We start from the raw sequence: 15,734 nt of genomic DNA on the forward strand, positions 1-15,734 counted from the left end.
GCCCGCCTCAGCCCGCCTTGCACACCTCGTGCAACGCGTTGAGGCGCCGCACCGGATCCGCGACGTACGGATTCGACTCGTCCCACGCGTAACCGGCGAGCACCGCGCAGATCATGCGGCGGATCGGCGTCGCCGGTTCCGGGTAGTAGATGATGTCCTGCAGCTCGCCCGTGTACCAGCGCTCGACGAATGCCCGGAACGTATCGATGCCCTTGCGCAACGGCACGTCGTAATCGGCTGACCAGTCGACCGTCGCGCCGTCGAGCTGCCGGTTCAGCGCGCGCGCCGCCAGATGCGCGCAGCGCAGCGCGATCGTCACGCCCGAGGAAAACACCGGATCGAGAAACTCGCCCGCATTGCCGAGCAGCGCATAGCCCGGCCCATGCAGACTCGCGACATTCGCCGCGTAGCCGCCGATCTGCCGCACCGGCATCAGGAATGGCGCCTGCCCGATCAGCCGGTTCAGCGTCGGCTCCTGCCGGATCAGCGCGCGCAGCGTCGCCTCGCGCTGTGCCTCCGGCACGTCGAGAAAACTCGCCTCGGCGACGCATCCCACCGAACAACGGCCGCCCGCGAGCGGAATCATCCAGAACCACACGTCGCGACGCTCGGGATGCGTCGCGATGCAGATCTTGTTGCGATCGATGTCGTCGAGCGCGAGCCCGTCGCACACGTGCGTGAACAATGCGGCGCGCGTCGGCATGCGCGTCGGCGTCTCCAGCTTCAGCAGGCGCGGCAGCACGCGCCCGAAGCCGCTCGCATCGAGCACGAAACGCGCTTCGACCCGATACGCGTCGGCACTTTCATCGACGACGTCGAGCACCGGTGCCGCGCCCGTGCGCACCGCGCTCACGGTGTGGCCGAACCGCACGTCGGCACCCTGCGCGGCCGCGCAGCGAATCAGCACGTCGTCGAACAGCGCGCGCTCGACCTGGTACGTGGTGCCCCAGCCCGGCGAATGCTTGTCGCGAAAGTCGAACGACGAGCTCTGGTCGCGATATACGAAGCGCGCGCCGTTCTTGTACTGGAAGCCCGCCTCGACGACGGCCTGCAGCATGCCGGCCTCTTCGAGGTACGCCATGCTTTGCGGCAACAGGCTCTCGCCGATCGAGAAGCGCGGAAAGTGCTGACGCTCCAGCACCAGCACCGAGCGGCCCGCCTTACGCAGCAGCGCGGCGGCCACCGCGCCGGCGGGACCCGCGCCGATGATCGCGACGTCGACCACGGTCCGCTTTGAAGAATCGCTGTTCAAATCACTCCTCCAACGGTTTGCGTGCGTTGCCGCGCCGTATGCGAGCCTCGCCACGCTTCGAACATCAGGCTCGCGCAACTCCCGCCGAACCCGAAAGAAACCGACATCGCCGTGTCGATGCGCGCGTCGCGCGTCACGCGCACGAGCGGCATGTTCCGCACTTGCGGCTCCGGCGTATCGACCAGCGCGGTCGCCGCGATAAAGCCGTCGCGCATCATCAACAGCGTATAGATCGCTTCGTGCGCGCCGCACGCGCCGAGCGAATGCCCGGTCATGCCCTTGGTCGACGAAAACGCGGGCAACCCTTGCGCCGATGCACCGAACACGTCGCGCAACGCGTGCAGCTCTTCGAGATCGCCGAGCGGGGTGGACGGCGCCTGCGTGTTCACGTAGTCGGGACGCCGGCCCGCCTGCTCGAGCGCGCCGCGCATCGCGCGCGCGATGCCGGCCGCATGCGGCGCGACCATGCCCGCGCGATCGGTGCAATCGCCGAAGCCGCTCAGCTCCGCGTAGATGCGCGCGCCGCGCGCGAGCGCACGGTCGAGCGCTTCGAGCACGAGCACGCCGCCGCCCGACGCGATCACGAAACCGTCGCGCTGCGTGTCGTACGGCCGCGATGCACTGTGGGGCGTGTCGTTGAAGCGGCGCGACAGCGCGCCCATCGCGTCGAACATCAGCGTCGTGTTGTCGTGCAGCGCTTCGCTGCCGCCCGCGAGCACGATCTGCTGGCGGCCGGTCTGGATCAGCTGCATCGCCTGCCCGATCGCGAGCGCCGACGTCGTGCATGCCGATGACGGCGAATAGCTGACGCCTTCGAGCCCGAACATCTGCGCGACGTTCGCCGACGCGGTGCTGCTCATCGTATGCGGCACCGTGTACGGCGGCACCTTGTCGACGCCGCGCGTGTGCGCGATCGCGAGCGCCGCGTCGTAGCTCGCCATCGTGCCGACGCCCGAGCCGATCACGACACCCGCGCGCGGCGACTGCAATGAAGCGAGGTCGAGCCTTGCATCGTCGATCGCGCGTCGCGCCGCGTGGCACGCAAAGCGCGCGGTGTCGCCCATGAAGCGTTCGAGCTTGCGCTCGAACGGCGCCTCGTGCGCGACCGACGCCACGCCCGCGACTTGCGATGCAAACCCGCGCTCGCGCCACGCATCGATACGCTCGACGCGTGAGCGCCCCGCGCGCAACGCAGCGCAGACTTCGTCGAGCGTATTGCCGAGACACGACACGATGCCCATGCCGGTCACGACCACGCGTTGCAGGCCTGTGCTCATCGAACGCGCCGGAAAATCAGCGACGTGTTGATGCCGCCGAACGCGAAGTTGTTGCTCATCACGTACTCGGCGTCGATCTCGCGCGCGCCGCCGACGATGTAATCCAGCGGCGCGCAAGCCGGATCGAGGTGGTCGAGATTCAGGGTGGGCACGTACCAGTTGCGCTTCATCATCTCGATCGTCCACCACGCCTCGATCGCGCCGCACGCGCCTAGCGTATGGCCCACATAGCTTTTCAGCGAGCTGATCGGCATGCGCGCGCCGAAGGTCTGCGCGGTCGCATGGCTTTCGGCGATGTCGCCGCGATCGGTCGACGTACCGTGCGCGTTCACGTAGGCAATCGCTTCGGGCGGCAATTGCGCGTCGCGCAGCGCGAGTTGCATCGCGAGCGCCATCGTGTCGGCGGTGGGTTGCGTCATGTGCGCGCCGTCCGAGTTGCAGCCGAAGCCGACCACTTCCGCATGAATCCGCGCGCCGCGCGCCAGCGCATGCTCGTATTCTTCGAGGACGAGCGTCGCCGCGCCCTCGCCGACCACGAGGCCGTCGCGCGCGGCATCGAACGGACGCGGCGTCAGATGCGGCTCGTCGTTGCGCGTGCTGGTCGCGTACAGCGTGTCGAACACGGCGACCGCGGGACCCGACAGCTCTTCCGCGCCGCCCGCGAGCATCAGTGTCTGTTTGCCGGACTGGATCGCCTCGTACGCATAGCCGATCGCCTGGCTGCCCGACGCGCACGCGCACGAGGTCGGGATGATGCGGCCTTTGAGGTCCCAGAACAGGCTCACGTTGACGGCCGTCGTGTGCGGCATCATCTGCACGTAGCTGTTCGACGTGACGTTGCTCATCAAGCCGGTTTCGAGCATCGTGCCGAACGCGCGGATCGGCTGCACCGAGCCCGACGACGAACCGTACGCGACGCCCATGCGGCCATCCGCGATGCTCGTGTCGTCGGCGAGGCCCGCGTCGGCGAGCGCGAGTTCGCTCGCGCGCACCGAGTACAGCGACACCGGGCCCATCGAACGCACTCTCTTGCGCGGGTAATGCGCGGGGATCGTGAACCCGGGCAGCGGACACGCGAGCCGCGTATGCAGCGACTCGAAGTAATCCCACTCGGACATGCGCCGCACCGCGTTCTCGCCGCGCTTCAGGCGCGCTTGAACCGCGTCCCAGCTATCGCCGAACGCGCTCACGCCGCCCATGCCGGTGATGACGACGCGCTTCATCAGACCATCCCGCCGTTCACGCCGATCACCTGGCGCGTCACATACGACGCGCCATCCGACATCAGAAAGCTCACCACCGACGCGACCTCCGCCGGCTGGCCGACGCGGTTCATCGGCACGGTCTTCAGCGCGTGATCGAGCGTCACCTGTTCGAGCATGCCGGTTTCGATCAACCCCGGCGCGACGCAATTGACGGTGATGTTGCGCGACGCGAGCTCGACCGCGAGCGCCTTGGTCGCGCCGATCAGTCCCGCTTTCGCGGCGCTGTAATTGACCTGGCCGCGATTGCCCATCACGCCCGACACCGACGCGATCGTGACGATACGACCGCCCTGGCGCGCGCGCACCATCGGCATCGTCAGCGGATGCACGACGTTGTAGAAGGCATCGAGGCCGGTTTCGATCACGACGTCCCAGTCTTCTCCGGTGAGGGCCGGAAACGCCGCGTCGCGCGTGACACCCGCGCTGCACACGATGCCGTAGTACGGACCGTGCGCGGCGACGTCGGCTTCGAGCGCCTCGCGGCACACCGCGCGCTCGCGCACGTCGAATTGCAGCACGCGCGCCGTGCCGCCCTGTGCGGCGATGCCCGTCGCGACCGCGTCGGCTTCGCTGCGTCCGGTGCGGCAATGCACGGTCACGGCGAACCCGTCGGCGGCCAACTTGTACGCAATCGCGCGGCCGATGCCGCGGCTTGCGCCGGTAACGAGAACTCGCCGGCTCATGAACTCATACTCCCTTCGATGAATGACTGGAAATCGGGCGGTTGAAACACCTTGATCACCGCTTCGGCACAGCGCGCGTCGCCGTCGTCGATCGTGCATTCGTAGGCACTGTGGCCTGCGTCGCTGCGCAGCAGCTCGCTCACGTGAACGCGCAAACGCGCGCCGCTTTGGAACACCGGCTGCAAGGCCTGATAGCTGCGCGAGCCGAGCAGCACGCCGGGACGCGCATGACCGCCGCCGCGCATCGCGACGAGCGCGATGTGCGCGGCGATCGCCTGCGCCATCAGCTCGATGCCGATCCACGCGGGCATCGCGCCGGCGGCGTCGGCATACCATGCGTGCGGGTCGACCTTGGCGATGGCGCTCAGCGTGGTGTCGGCGAACGTGTCGATCGCATCGAGCAGCAGCATGCTGCCGCGATGCGGGATGATCGCCTCGATCGGCTGACGCACGAGTTGCTCGACAGTGAGTGGCGGAGTCGTCATGCGCTTTACCGGGCGAGAATCAGGCTGACATTGCTGCCGCCGAACGCGAACGAATTGCTCATCGCGTACTGCGTGCCCGTGCCGCGCGGCAGATGGCGCGCGCCCGCGACGAGATCGAGCGCGGGCAGCGCGGGATCGGCCTCGCCGTCCCATAGATGCGGCGGCAGCGTCGCGTTCTGGCGCGCAAGCGTGAGCCACGCGAAGCCGAGTTCGGTCGCGCCGGCCGCGCCGAGCTGGTGGCCGGTCAACGGCTTGGTGCCGCTCGCGGCGACGCCGCCGGGGAACACGCGCGCCATCAGATGCGCTTCGATTTCGTCGTTCTTCTGCGTGGCGGTCGCGTGCAGATTCACATAGCCGACCGCCGAGGCCGCGATGCCCGCGTCCGCGAGCGCTTCGCGAAGCGCGAGTTCGCCACCGACGCCCTGCGGGTCCGGCGCCGAAATATGATGCGCGTCGCTCGATTCGCCGAGGCCCGCGAGCCGCACCGCCGCTTCGTCGCGGCTCATCAGGAACACGGCCGCGCCCTCGCCGACGTTGATGCCGCGGCGATTGCGGCTCATCGGATTGGTGCGCGCGCTGCTGGTCGATTCGAGCGACGCAAAGCCCTGCACCGTCAATTCGCATAGCGAATCGACACCACCGACGACGACCGCATCGCATAGCTGCAATTGCAGCAGCCGACGCGCCGACGCGAACGCCTTCGCGCTCGACGTGCACGCGGTCGAAATCGTAAACGCCGGCCCGTGCACGCCGAGCGCGGCGGCAGCGAACGGCGCGGCGGTGCCGATTTCCATTTGCCGATAGTTGAAGTTGGCCGGCAACGCGCCGGCTCGTGCGTGATAGACGAACGCGGTTTCGGCCGCCTCGATGCCCGACGTGCTGGTGCCGAGCACGACGCCGATGCGCTGCGGGCCGTAGCGCTCGCGCGCGGCTTCGAGCGCGGGCGCGATCTGCGCGAGCGCCGCGAGCAGCAGCCGGTTGTTGCGGCAGTCGTAGCGCGCGAGGTCGGCGCGCGGCGCGAGATCGAGCGGCGCGAGGACGCTGCCGACGAACGCGTCACCGATGCCGGTATGCACATTGCCCATGCCGGGCGAGCGCGCGGCGGCGAGCGCCGGCACGATCTCGTCGACGTCGCCGCCGAGCGCGTTGATCATGCCTAGAGTGTGCAAATAAACTGTTGGCGCTTTCATGCCGCCCTCCGTGGTTCCGATGACTTGCCCGAGCGCGCTGCCGATGGCATGCCGAGAGGCGCGAGCAGCACCGCCACCGCGATGCCGAGCGCGAGCGTGGTGCCGAAGCTTTTGAGCGCGGGCATCGCGCTCACGCCGAGCATGCCGAACGACAACAACGTGGTCGCCGCCGACAGCAGCACGCCGGTCCACACCGCGCCGAGATCCGCCTCTGCGCGCGCGCAGCCTTCGCGCAGGAACACCGCATAGTTTGCGCCGACGCCAAGCACCAGCATCAGCGCGAGCCAGTTGAACAGATTGAGCGGCACGCCCGCGTAGCCGAACACCGCCAGCGCGACGCCGACCGCGAACAGCACGGGCAAGGTCGTGGCGATACCCCCGCGCGCGCCGTAGCGCAGCATCAGCAGCACGCACACGAGCACGAGCGCGCCGCCGAGCCACCAGCCGCTATCCACGCGATACGCGCCGAACAGCCTCGACACGCTCGCGGCCTTATCGACGAACACGACGCCGGGCAGGCCGCGCGCGAGCGCGATCAGCGCGGGCTCGTTGCGCGGCGTCACGCCTTGCGGGATCACGACGGCCGCGTAGCCAGGTTGACGAGCCCGATTCTTGTCGTTCGATCCCACCGCGCCGAGCCACAGATGCCGATACGGCTGCGACCAAGGCGCCGCGAGCCAGCGCTCGACGGTGAGCGGCGCGGGCGGCTTGGCGAAGCCGGCGAGCCACGCATCGGCGACTTCGTCCTTGAAGCCCGCTTGCAGCAGCGTCGCACGCAACGCTGCGAAGTCGCCGAACACATGCCGCGCGAGCAGCGCGCGATCCTCGCGCTGACGTTGCGCGGACGGCACGAACTGCGCGACCGACTGGTAGCCGCCGACGCTATCGGCGCTGCCGTTCAGCGCATCGAGCTTCGCACCGAGCGCTTCGGCGCGTTGCAGCACCGCTTCCTGGGTCGCGCCGCGCACGACGAAAAACTGCGCGCTGTTATCGACGCCGACCGCCTCGCGCACCGTGTCTTCCTGCGCGGCCAGCGACGCATCACGCTGGATCAGCAGATGGATGTCGTCGTCGCTGCTCAGACGCAGCCAGCCGGGCACCGACGCGATCAGCAGCAGCGCGGCGACCAGCCAAGCGCGCTTGCCGCCGAGCGCATGCTGCCAGCGCGCGAGCAGCCGCGCCGCGCCCGCGAACAGGCGCCGAGGGCTGTGCTTCGGCGCGCGCGTGAGCAGCGCGGGCAGCAGCCACAGCACCGACGCGAACGCGGTCGTGATGCCCACCATCGCGAAGCACGCGATCTGCTTCAACGCGGGGAACGGCACCCACATCAGGATCGCGTAGCCGAGCAAACTCGTCGCCAGCGCAACGCCCAGCGCGGGCCGTACCCTCCGCGCGCCGAGCCGTGCATCCCAGTCGCGGCCCGCGCCGAGATAGACGACGAAATACTGGATCGAGTAATCGACGGCCTCGCCGATCAGGCTCGCGCCGAACACGAGCGTCAACAGATGCAGCTTGCCGAAAATCAGCAGCGTCGCCGCGAGCGCGCAGACGATGCCGAGCGCGGTCGATACGAAGCCGAGCAGCAACAGACGCGGCGAGCGGAACACCCACATCATCAGCAGCGCGATGCCGGCGAGCGACGCCATGCCGATCACGTGCACCTCGCGTTCGGAAGCGCTGCGCGCGGCCTCGGCGTAGAACACGGCGCCCGTGCGTGCAACCGATACGTCGGGGAACGTCTGACGCAACGCGCTTTCCGCATCGGCGAGCGCCGCGTGTACCGCGCGCTGCGTCTTTGTTGCGTAGGCGGAGCCCGGCAGCGTCGCGATGACCAGCACGCTGGTCATGTCGCCATGCGCGTCGTGACGATGCGACACCAGCAGGTTGTCCTCGACTTCAAGATTCGACGTCGCGAGCGGCAGATTGCCGAGCCAGCGTTCGAGCCAGCCGAACGGATCGTCGGCGAGTTGCGTGCTGAGGCCGCCTTGCAGCGGACTGTAGATGCGCTGCGCGAGCATGTCGTGCAGCGTCGTCGCGCGCGCGGTCGTGAGCGCGGTGCGATCGGCCGGCGCGAGCAGGCCGAAGCGGTATGGCAGATACAGCGCCGAGATCTGCGACAGGTCGAACGGCGGCAGTTCGGCCGTCACCGAGGCGAATGCGCCGCTCTTTTGCAGCGACGCGCCCAGCTGCTTCGCGGCCGCTTTCGCGTGCGCATCGTCGCGGCTCGTGACGAGCAGCACGGTGCGATCGCCGAGCGCGCTCGCGAGCGTGTCGACCGCTTTCTCGGCGACCGGGTCCGCTTCGGTCGCGGGCAGCAGCGCGAGCAGATTGGTTTCGAGCGGCGACGCTCCGGCGAAGCGCCAGCCGCAATACAGCGCCGCCAGCAGCGCGAGCACGAGCCATGCGGCGCGCACGCCCCACGCATGTTTCGCGGTTCGCTGCTGCGGCATGTCCATCACGGCGCTCCGAACAGGCTGCGCTCGTCCGGCGTCGGCTCGGCAACGGCCGTGCTGTTCGCGAACTCGAGCTTCGTCACGTCGCCGTTCGCGAGCGTGATGCGCAGGTTTTGCAGATACTCGCCGCCGCTCATGTCGAGGCCCTTGATCGATTGCGCGAGCTGCGGTTGATTCGGCGTGAGTCGCATGCGCCATTGCGCGGCGCTGCCTTCGGCGCTCACGTCGAACTGCGAGTACAGCGCCGACAGATCGCCGCCGAGCATCGCGCGCATCATCTTCGACACTTGCGCGACGCCGCGGCTGCCCTGCGCGCTATGCGTGCTCACGCGGCGGCCGCTGGCGTCGAGTTGCGCAACACCAGCGTCGGTGATCACGTAGGTGGCCTTGTACGGCGTGTCGATCCGCCAGATCACGCCGCGCTCGCGGAAGAACAGCAAGGTGCCGTTGCTGACGAGCGGCTGCTTCATCGCGGCAAGCGTCTGCGTCTGCGTGAATTGCGCGCGCACGCCCTTGGGCTGCGCGAGATGCGCGGCGATCTGCGAGACGAGCGCGGCGTTGGCGTTGCCGGCGGCGTCGGCGGCTGGAGCCGTATTGCTGGCGGTGGCCGCATCGGCCGACGCCGCTGCCAATGCAAGCGCCCCTATTGCGACGATCGCCCCCGCCAGCCGCGACACGAGCGCTCCCAGCGCGCACCGGTTCACCGTCCCCATACGCGCTCCAGCTTTTCGAATACGACCGGCGGCGACACGAACTGCAATTCCTCGGTGGCGGCGTCGACGGCGACCTGGATCGTATAGCCCTTCGTGAGCCGCGCGCCCGACGCGCAATCGACGATTTCATAGCCTATTTTCAGGCGGTTTTCGTATTCGAGCAGTTGCGCGCGCACCTCGATCTTCTGTCCGTACACGGCGGCCCGCACGTACCTCAGATGCGCCTCGACGATCGGCCACAGATAGCCGGACGCCCGCATCTCGCGATAGTCGTAGTCGAACGCGCGCAACAGCGCCGCGCGGCCCAGCTCGAAGTACTTCAGATAATTGCCGTGCCAGCACACGTTCATCGCGTCGACGTCGTGAAACGGCACTTCGACGGTCGCGCTCGCGGCGAGCACGTGCTGCGTTTTCGCGGGCTCGCTCATGCGTTGACTCCTTGGCGATCGTCCACCATGTCCAGCAGTTCGCACGCGGCAATGCGCGCGCTCAGCGCGCGCAGCTCGCCTTCGAGCGCGCGGTCCTCGCCGACGAAGGGCGAGTACGCGCCCACCTCGTCGATGAATACGCGCAGCGGCGCGGGCACCGGCGTCGCGCTGTCGATGCGCAAGCGCAAATGCACGGCCTGCACGGTCGCGAGCGTGTGCGCGGCGGCGACCTGCTCCGTCAATTCGAGCACGCGCAGGCAGTCGCGCGCGGCGATCGTGCCCATGCTGACCTTGTCCTGATTGTGCGCCTCGGTCGAGCGCGAAAACACGCTCGCGGGCATCGTGTTCTTCAGCGCCTCGGCGGTCCATGCGGACGTCGAAATCTGCACGGCCTTGAAGCCGTGATTGATCGCCGCGCGTTCGGGCGCCGCGCCCGACAGATTGCGCGGCAAGCCGTTGTTGAAGTTGACATCGACGAGCAACGCGAGCTGCCGGTCCATCAGATCCGCCAGATTGGCGACGGCGACCTTCAGCGCATCCATCGCGAACGCGATATGGCCGCCATAGAAGTTGCCCCCGTGCAAGATGCGTTCGTTGTCGGGATCAACGAGCGGATTGTCGTTCGCGCTGTTCAGCTCGTTTTCGACGTCGCGGCGCACCCAGCCCAGCGCATCGCGCGCGACGCCGATCACGTGCGGCGCGCAGCGAATCGAATAGCGGTCCTGCAGGCGATGCCCGGGCGTGTCGGCGCGGCCGGCCAGATCGGCGCGGATCCACGCGGCCGCTTCGGCCTGGCCCGCGTGCGGCTTCACGTCGAACAGCGTCGCGTCGAAGTGCGCGGCGCGGCCGTCGAGCGCGACGGTCGCCATTGCGGTCAAACGCGCGGCAAGCCGCGTCAGATGTTCCGCACGCGCCACCGCGAGACACGCGAGGCCCGTCATCACGGCCGTGCCGTTCATCAGCGCGAGGCCTTCCTTCGGCGCGAGCGTCAGCGGCTCGACACCGAGCTCGGTCCACACTTCGCGCGCCGCGCGCAGCGCACCGGCGTACTGCACGTCGCGCTCGCCCGCGAGCGCCGCCGCCACGTACGACAGCGGCGTGAGATCGCCGCTCGCGCCGACCGAACCCTCGGACGGAATGCGCGGCAACACGCGATGATTGATCAAGGCCGCGAGGCGTTCGAGCAGCACCGTACGCACGCCCGAAAAACCGTACGCGAGCGAATTGAGACGCGCGGCGATCACGGCAAGGGTTTGCGCATCGTCGAGATACGCGCCCATGCCGCAGCCGTGATAACGCGTCAGTTGCAGCGGCAACGCCTCGACGAGCGCCATCGGCACCTCGACCACGCAGGCGTCGCCATAACCGGTGTTGACGCCGTACACGGTCGCGCCGGCAGCCAACTGGCGGCGCAGGAACGCCGCGCCGCGCTCGATGCGCGCACGCCATGCGGGATCGTCGCTCACCGCGACGCACGCACGTTGCCGCGCAATCGCGACAACCTCTTCTATCGTCAGTCGGCGCGCACCGACGACGACCGGCGCGCGATCGGCAGCGGCACCGGCATCCACATGCGCCGCGGCACTCGTAACAGCGCGTGCGTGCCGCACATCGTTCAGATCATGGTCGGCCATTTGCGCCTCGCTCGGGGCTGGCCCAGAAATCGAAGAAATTGAACCATTGGTAAGGGGCCTTGCGGCAATAGTGTTCGAGGCGCAGCGCGTAGCGTTGCGCCCACGCTGCCAGATGCTGCGCGCGTTCGCGGCGCGGCAGCTCGATGCGCTCGGCGAACGGCTCGAAATACATGCGATAACCGTCGCGTTCCTTCAGGCAGAAGAACAGGTAGACCGGACAGCCGAGCGCATGCGCGAGCACGTAGGGTCCTTGCGCGAACCGCGCGCTCGCGCCCAGAAATTGCGCGTCGGTGGTGCGTCCCGCCTCGCGCGCCGGCACCCGATCGCCGACGATCACCAGCAGCTCGCCCGCATCGATGCGCTGCTGCATCAGCACCGCCGTCTCGGGACCGAAGTCGCCGACTTCGAGCAGATGCCGCGCGAAGTCGCGATTCGACGACGCCAGCACCTCATTGAAGCGGCGCGCGTGCCCGGTGTAGACGACCGCCGTGACCTTCGCGTGTTCGCCGCGGATGGCGAGCGCGCGCATCATCTCCAGATTGCCGAGGTGCGCGCCGATCACGAGCGCGCCCTTGCCGCTCGCGAGCAGTGCTTCGAACGCCGCAGGATCGTCGAACGTGACGTCGGTCTCGTCGACGCGGCCGGTCCATGCGGCGAGCTTGTCGAAGCCCGATTGCGCGAACGCGAGCATATGGCGATACGCGGACAGCCAGCCCGGGCGCGGCGTATCCGCCGACGGCGCGACCGCGCTCAGATGCGCGAAGTAGTTGTCCGACGCGGCGCGCGCCGCGCGGCCCGTCAGCAGAAAATACGCGACGACCGGATGCAGCCACAGCGCGGTGAAGCGGCGGCCGAACAGCTTGCAGCTCAGCGCGAGCAGGGTCATGCCGAGGCGGCTGCCGCGTTCGGCGATGCGCCACCAGGCTTCGGGCCGGGCTTCATCGGCGGCGTCGGCCAGCGCGCCGCGGCGCGGCATCAGCTTGTGCGCGAGCAGCATCGGCAGACGCCACAGCATCCCGAACACGAGCCGCGTATGGCTGCGGCTGATTCGGACGTTGTCCCACAGCACGTCGAAATGCGACACGCCGTCGGCCGCGTAGGTCACGCGCGTCGGGATCGAGCGGAACGCGGCGCGGCGCCAGTAGAGACGCACGAGGATCTCGATGTCGAAGTCCATGCGCGTGGGTAGTCGCACGCTGTCGATCAGCTCGCACGCGAGCGCGAGCGGATACAGACGAAAGCCGCACATCGAATCGCGAATCGTCAGCGATAACGTCTCGATCCACACCCACACGTGGGTCAGATAGCGGCCGTACAGACGTGCCTTCGGCACGCTGTCGTCGTAGACCGGACGGCCGAGAATCACCGCGCCGGGTTCGGCGCGCGCGGCATCGATGAAGCGCGGCACATCGGTCGCATCGTGCTGGCCGTCGGCGTCGATCTGCAGCGCGTGCGTGTAGCCCGCGGCGCGCGCCGCGCGCAGGCCCGCCATCACTGCCGCGCCCTTGCCGCCGTTTGCCGGCAGACGCAACAGCGTCATCTGCTGCGCGTATTGCAGCGCGAGCGCGGCGAGTACCCGCTGGGTCGGCGCGTCGCTGCCGTCGTCGACGACGAAGAGCGGCAGGCCGTGCACCGCGAGATGCGCGACGCTCGCTCCGATCGCGTCCTTGTGGTTGTAGATCGGAATGACGATGCAGGGCGCGAACGTCATCACGCGTCCTCCCGATGCACGAGCAAGCCCGACGCGCATTCGCGTCCGTCGAGCCGGTACGCGAACTGCACACACCGGCGCGCGGCATCATAGGCGAGCGTGAGTTCGAGCACCGCACCGGGCAACACCGGCGCCATGAACTTCAGACGATCGACCGATGCCACCTCTCGCACACGCGGCCAATGCCCGGCCGCGAGCCGCGCTGCCCAGTCGACCTGCACGACGCCCGGCAGAATCGGCAGACCCGGAAAGTGGCCGGCGAAATGCTGGAGTGACTGCGGCACGCGCAGCACGTAGTGCAGCGTGTCGCAGACGCGCATGTCGCAGACGCGCATGTCGCCGACGCGCGTTTCGGCGAGCACTTCCATGCCCTCGGCGAGCGGCGCGAACGCGGCCGCAACCGCGCTCGCGGGCAGCTTGCCGCGCGCGTCGAATGGCAGGCTCACGCGAAAACGCCAATGACGCGGCAGCACGACCGCATCGAAGTAATCGGCCAGATGCCGGCGCAGCGTTTTCGCCAGCGCGACGCGGCCTTCGTCGCACAACGCAGCGCCGCCCGCCTCGGTCAGCGCGACCACCGCGCCGACGCGTTCGCGCGACGCGCCTATGAGCGGCACCAGCGCCGCCTGCGCGACATACGGATGCAGCGCGAGACGCGCCTCGAGTTCCGGCAGCGAGACGCGCTTGCCGCCGAGCTTCAGCACGCGGTCGAGGCGCCCTTGCAAGCGGAAGCGCCCGTCGGCATCGAACGCGATGCGATCGCCGGTGCGATGCCAGCCGTCGTGGTCGAGATGCGGCGAGCGCACGCACAGCGCGCCGTCGTCGTCGCGGCGCACCTCGGCGCCGGCGACCGGCTGCCATGCGTCGCCCTGATCCTGACGCCGCCACGCGATCCCGCCGGTTTCCGTGCTGCCGTAGATTTCGAGCGGCGCCGCGCCGTAGCTCGCCGCAAAGGCCTGCGCGGCGTCGGCCGCGAGCGGGCCACCCGACGAAAAGAACGCGCGCGGCGCGGGCGTAAGCGCGGCGAAGCCCGGCAATGCGGGCCAACGCGACAGCTGCGCGGGCGTCGACACCACCGCCGTCGCGCCGCATTGCGCGATGCGCGCCTGCAGCTGCAGCGGCTCGACGCCGATCGCGCGATCGAAGGCGCGGCCGGCCGCGAGCGGCCACAACACGCGAAACAGCAAACCGTAGATGTGGTGATGCGGCACGCTCGCGAGCATCGTCGCGTCGCCGAGCAATGCGCCCCATTGCCGTTCGAGCGTGTGGACTTCGGCGTTGAATTGCGCGAGCGTCTTGCGGATCGGCTTCGGCATGCCGCTGCTGCCGGATGTGTAGAGCGTCATCGGCGCATGGGCGTCGATCGGGTGGGCGGTGTGAGCCGTGCGATGCGTCGCTGCGACGAACGGCGGCAGATCCGCATCCGTCAGCAGGAAGTCGTAGGCGTGCGCGAGATCGGCGAGATAGCCCGGCGTTGCATTGGCCGGAATCACCGGCTCCTTGCCGCACGCGAACAGCGCGAACAATGCGCAGGCGAACTCGAACGGATCGTCGATGCAAAGCGCGCAGCGCCGCGCGTCGGGCGTTCGCACGAGCTCGATCAAGCCCTCGACGCGCGCGCGAAACGCCGCGCGATCGAGCAGCACGGCGCCATCGCGGCACACCGGTGCGGCGGACGTCGCAAGCGCGGCATCGGCCGACAGCAGATCATGCAACGCGAGCATCAGGCGGCCTCCGAATCCGCTCGCGCGGCGCGCGGCAGCACGAACAGACGTCGCCATACGTATTCGCCCGCCAGCAGCGCGCCGATCAGTCCGTAGGCGATCGCGCCGTTGTACAGCGACCAGGCCGCGCGGCTCCAATAGAGCGCGGTGTAGACGGAAAACGCGCCGTTCAGCACGAAGAAAACGCACCAGACCTGGGTCACGCGCCGCGTATAGCGCACTGCACCCGGCGGCAGATCGGGACTGCCGAGGCGCGCAAATTTTTCGATCATCGATGGCCCGCGCACGAGCGTCGCGCCGAACGCGATCAGCAAACCGAGATTGACGAGCGACGGATAGAAGCGCAGCAGCAGCTCGCTATCGGTGACGACGATCGTCGCCGATGCGCAGCTCAGCATCGCCACCACGCTCCAGTCGAGCTTGGAAAGCTGCCGCAGCGACATCGCAACCGGACCGCCGCCGGCCCAGCGCTGCAGCCATAAAGTCACCAGCAGCATGCCGCCGACGAGACGCGGCGCGTCCCAGCGCCATGCGCACAAGATCAGCGCGGGGTAAGCGAGTTTCAGCAGCACCTGCACGACGGTCCTGCTCCAGTGAGGCCGCGCGCCGGATTCGCTCGCGGCGGGACGTGGCTGCGACATCTGCGTGCGCGGGTGCGCGACCGGCATCAGCCTTGCGCCGCGAGCAGCGATTCGACCGCGCCGATCACGTCGCCGACCGTGCGCACGGATTTGAAGTTCTCCGGCTTGATGCGGCGGCCGGTCATCTCCTGCAGCTTGATCGCGAGATCGACCGCGTCGATGCTGTCGAGATCGAGGTCTTCGAACAGGTGAGCGTCGGGCGTCACGCGCTGCGGCTCGATCGCGAAGTTTTCCTGAAAGATCGCGCGGATGCGCTCAAGAATCTCAGTCTCGGACAC

General features: G+C 68.6%; 14 protein-coding genes. All 14 read right to left on the reverse strand.

Features of this window, described 5'->3' with window-relative positions; genetic code table 11:
* Positions 1 to 7: 7 nt before the first annotated feature.
* Genes HDG37_RS27765 through HDG37_RS27830 form a run of 14 tightly spaced genes read right to left on the reverse strand, consistent with a single transcriptional unit; the run spans position 8 to position 15,734 of the window.
* Positions 8 to 1,252 carry an NAD(P)/FAD-dependent oxidoreductase gene (locus HDG37_RS27765; RefSeq protein ID WP_184053024.1) on the reverse strand — a complete coding sequence of 415 codons (1,245 nt, stop codon included), beginning with the start codon at positions 1,250 to 1,252 and terminating at the stop codon, positions 8 to 10.
* Positions 1,249 to 2,529 (reverse strand): beta-ketoacyl synthase, encoded by a 1,281-nt coding sequence (locus HDG37_RS27770; protein WP_184053027.1) that lies wholly within the window; start codon positions 2,527 to 2,529, stop codon positions 1,249 to 1,251. The genes HDG37_RS27765 and HDG37_RS27770 overlap by 4 nt, the downstream gene beginning before the upstream one ends.
* On the reverse strand, positions 2,526 to 3,752 hold the full coding sequence (locus HDG37_RS27775; RefSeq protein ID WP_184053031.1) for a beta-ketoacyl-ACP synthase: 1,227 nt from the start codon (positions 3,750 to 3,752) through the stop codon (positions 2,526 to 2,528). Before HDG37_RS27775 ends, HDG37_RS27770 begins: the two co-directional genes overlap by 4 nt.
* The gene (locus HDG37_RS27780) at positions 3,752 to 4,477 is read right to left on the reverse strand and encodes a 3-ketoacyl-ACP reductase FabG2 (RefSeq protein WP_090801376.1); all 726 of its coding nucleotides are present in this window, start codon (positions 4,475 to 4,477) and stop codon (positions 3,752 to 3,754) included. The genes HDG37_RS27775 and HDG37_RS27780 overlap by 1 nt, the downstream gene beginning before the upstream one ends.
* The gene (locus HDG37_RS27785) at positions 4,474 to 4,962 is read right to left on the reverse strand and encodes a hotdog family protein (RefSeq protein WP_184053034.1); all 489 of its coding nucleotides are present in this window, start codon (positions 4,960 to 4,962) and stop codon (positions 4,474 to 4,476) included. The genes HDG37_RS27780 and HDG37_RS27785 overlap by 4 nt, the downstream gene beginning before the upstream one ends.
* Before the next feature lie 5 nt (positions 4,963 to 4,967).
* Positions 4,968 to 6,152 carry a beta-ketoacyl-[acyl-carrier-protein] synthase family protein gene (locus tag HDG37_RS27790; RefSeq protein WP_184053037.1) on the reverse strand — a complete coding sequence of 395 codons (1,185 nt, stop codon included), beginning with the start codon at positions 6,150 to 6,152 and terminating at the stop codon, positions 4,968 to 4,970.
* Complete coding sequence (locus HDG37_RS27795) at positions 6,149 to 8,608, reverse strand: MMPL family transporter (protein ID WP_184053040.1); 2,460 nt, start codon at positions 8,606 to 8,608, stop codon at positions 6,149 to 6,151. The genes HDG37_RS27790 and HDG37_RS27795 overlap by 4 nt, the downstream gene beginning before the upstream one ends.
* Positions 8,608 to 9,318, reverse strand: coding sequence for an outer membrane lipoprotein carrier protein LolA (locus tag HDG37_RS27800; protein ID WP_184053043.1), 711 nt, complete (start codon positions 9,316 to 9,318; stop codon positions 8,608 to 8,610). The genes HDG37_RS27795 and HDG37_RS27800 overlap by 1 nt, the downstream gene beginning before the upstream one ends.
* The gene (locus HDG37_RS27805) at positions 9,306 to 9,746 is read right to left on the reverse strand and encodes a thioesterase family protein (protein ID WP_184053046.1); all 441 of its coding nucleotides are present in this window, start codon (positions 9,744 to 9,746) and stop codon (positions 9,306 to 9,308) included. Before HDG37_RS27805 ends, HDG37_RS27800 begins: the two co-directional genes overlap by 13 nt.
* Complete coding sequence (gene hutH / locus HDG37_RS27810) at positions 9,743 to 11,380, reverse strand: histidine ammonia-lyase (RefSeq protein ID WP_184053049.1); 1,638 nt, start codon at positions 11,378 to 11,380, stop codon at positions 9,743 to 9,745. The genes HDG37_RS27805 and hutH overlap by 4 nt, the downstream gene beginning before the upstream one ends.
* Positions 11,367 to 13,091, reverse strand: a complete 1,725-nt coding sequence (locus HDG37_RS27815) for a glycosyltransferase (protein ID WP_184053052.1) — start codon at positions 13,089 to 13,091, stop codon at positions 11,367 to 11,369. Before HDG37_RS27815 ends, hutH begins: the two co-directional genes overlap by 14 nt.
* Positions 13,091 to 14,815, reverse strand: a complete 1,725-nt coding sequence (locus tag HDG37_RS27820; RefSeq protein ID WP_184053056.1) for an AMP-binding protein — start codon at positions 14,813 to 14,815, stop codon at positions 13,091 to 13,093. Before HDG37_RS27820 ends, HDG37_RS27815 begins: the two co-directional genes overlap by 1 nt.
* The gene (locus tag HDG37_RS27825) at positions 14,815 to 15,483 is read right to left on the reverse strand and encodes a hypothetical protein (protein ID WP_184053058.1); all 669 of its coding nucleotides are present in this window, start codon (positions 15,481 to 15,483) and stop codon (positions 14,815 to 14,817) included. Before HDG37_RS27825 ends, HDG37_RS27820 begins: the two co-directional genes overlap by 1 nt.
* Positions 15,483 to 15,734 carry an acyl carrier protein gene (locus HDG37_RS27830; protein WP_184053061.1) on the reverse strand — a complete coding sequence of 84 codons (252 nt, stop codon included), beginning with the start codon at positions 15,732 to 15,734 and terminating at the stop codon, positions 15,483 to 15,485. Before HDG37_RS27830 ends, HDG37_RS27825 begins: the two co-directional genes overlap by 1 nt.

This window comes from Paraburkholderia sp. MM5384-R2, from assembly GCF_014201025.1.
Taxonomy (GTDB): Bacteria; Pseudomonadota; Gammaproteobacteria; order Burkholderiales; family Burkholderiaceae; genus Paraburkholderia; species Paraburkholderia tuberum.

Excerpts from the sequence above, each read along its gene's own strand:
- HDG37_RS27770 (WP_184053027.1), bottom strand. The coding sequence starts at position 2,529 with ATGAGCACAGGCCTGCAACGCGTGGTCGTGACCGGCATGGGCATCGTG.
- HDG37_RS27775 (WP_184053031.1), bottom strand. The coding sequence starts at position 3,752 with ATGAAGCGCGTCGTCATCACCGGCATGGGCGGCGTGAGCGCGTTCGGC.
- HDG37_RS27780 (WP_090801376.1), bottom strand. The coding sequence starts at position 4,477 with ATGAGCCGGCGAGTTCTCGTTACCGGCGCAAGCCGCGGCATCGGCCGC.
- HDG37_RS27785 (WP_184053034.1), bottom strand. The coding sequence starts at position 4,962 with ATGACGACTCCGCCACTCACTGTCGAGCAACTCGTGCGTCAGCCGATC.
- HDG37_RS27790 (WP_184053037.1), bottom strand. The coding sequence starts at position 6,152 with ATGAAAGCGCCAACAGTTTATTTGCACACTCTAGGCATGATCAACGCG.
- HDG37_RS27795 (WP_184053040.1), bottom strand. The coding sequence starts at position 8,608 with ATGGACATGCCGCAGCAGCGAACCGCGAAACATGCGTGGGGCGTGCGC.
- HDG37_RS27800 (WP_184053043.1), bottom strand. The coding sequence starts at position 9,318 with ATGGGGACGGTGAACCGGTGCGCGCTGGGAGCGCTCGTGTCGCGGCTG.
- HDG37_RS27805 (WP_184053046.1), bottom strand. The coding sequence starts at position 9,746 with ATGAGCGAGCCCGCGAAAACGCAGCACGTGCTCGCCGCGAGCGCGACC.
- hutH (WP_184053049.1), bottom strand. The coding sequence starts at position 11,380 with ATGGCCGACCATGATCTGAACGATGTGCGGCACGCACGCGCTGTTACG.
- HDG37_RS27815 (WP_184053052.1), bottom strand. The coding sequence starts at position 13,091 with ATGACGTTCGCGCCCTGCATCGTCATTCCGATCTACAACCACAAGGAC.
- HDG37_RS27820 (WP_184053056.1), bottom strand. The coding sequence starts at position 14,815 with ATGCTCGCGTTGCATGATCTGCTGTCGGCCGATGCCGCGCTTGCGACG.
- HDG37_RS27825 (WP_184053058.1), bottom strand. The coding sequence starts at position 15,483 with ATGCCGGTCGCGCACCCGCGCACGCAGATGTCGCAGCCACGTCCCGCC.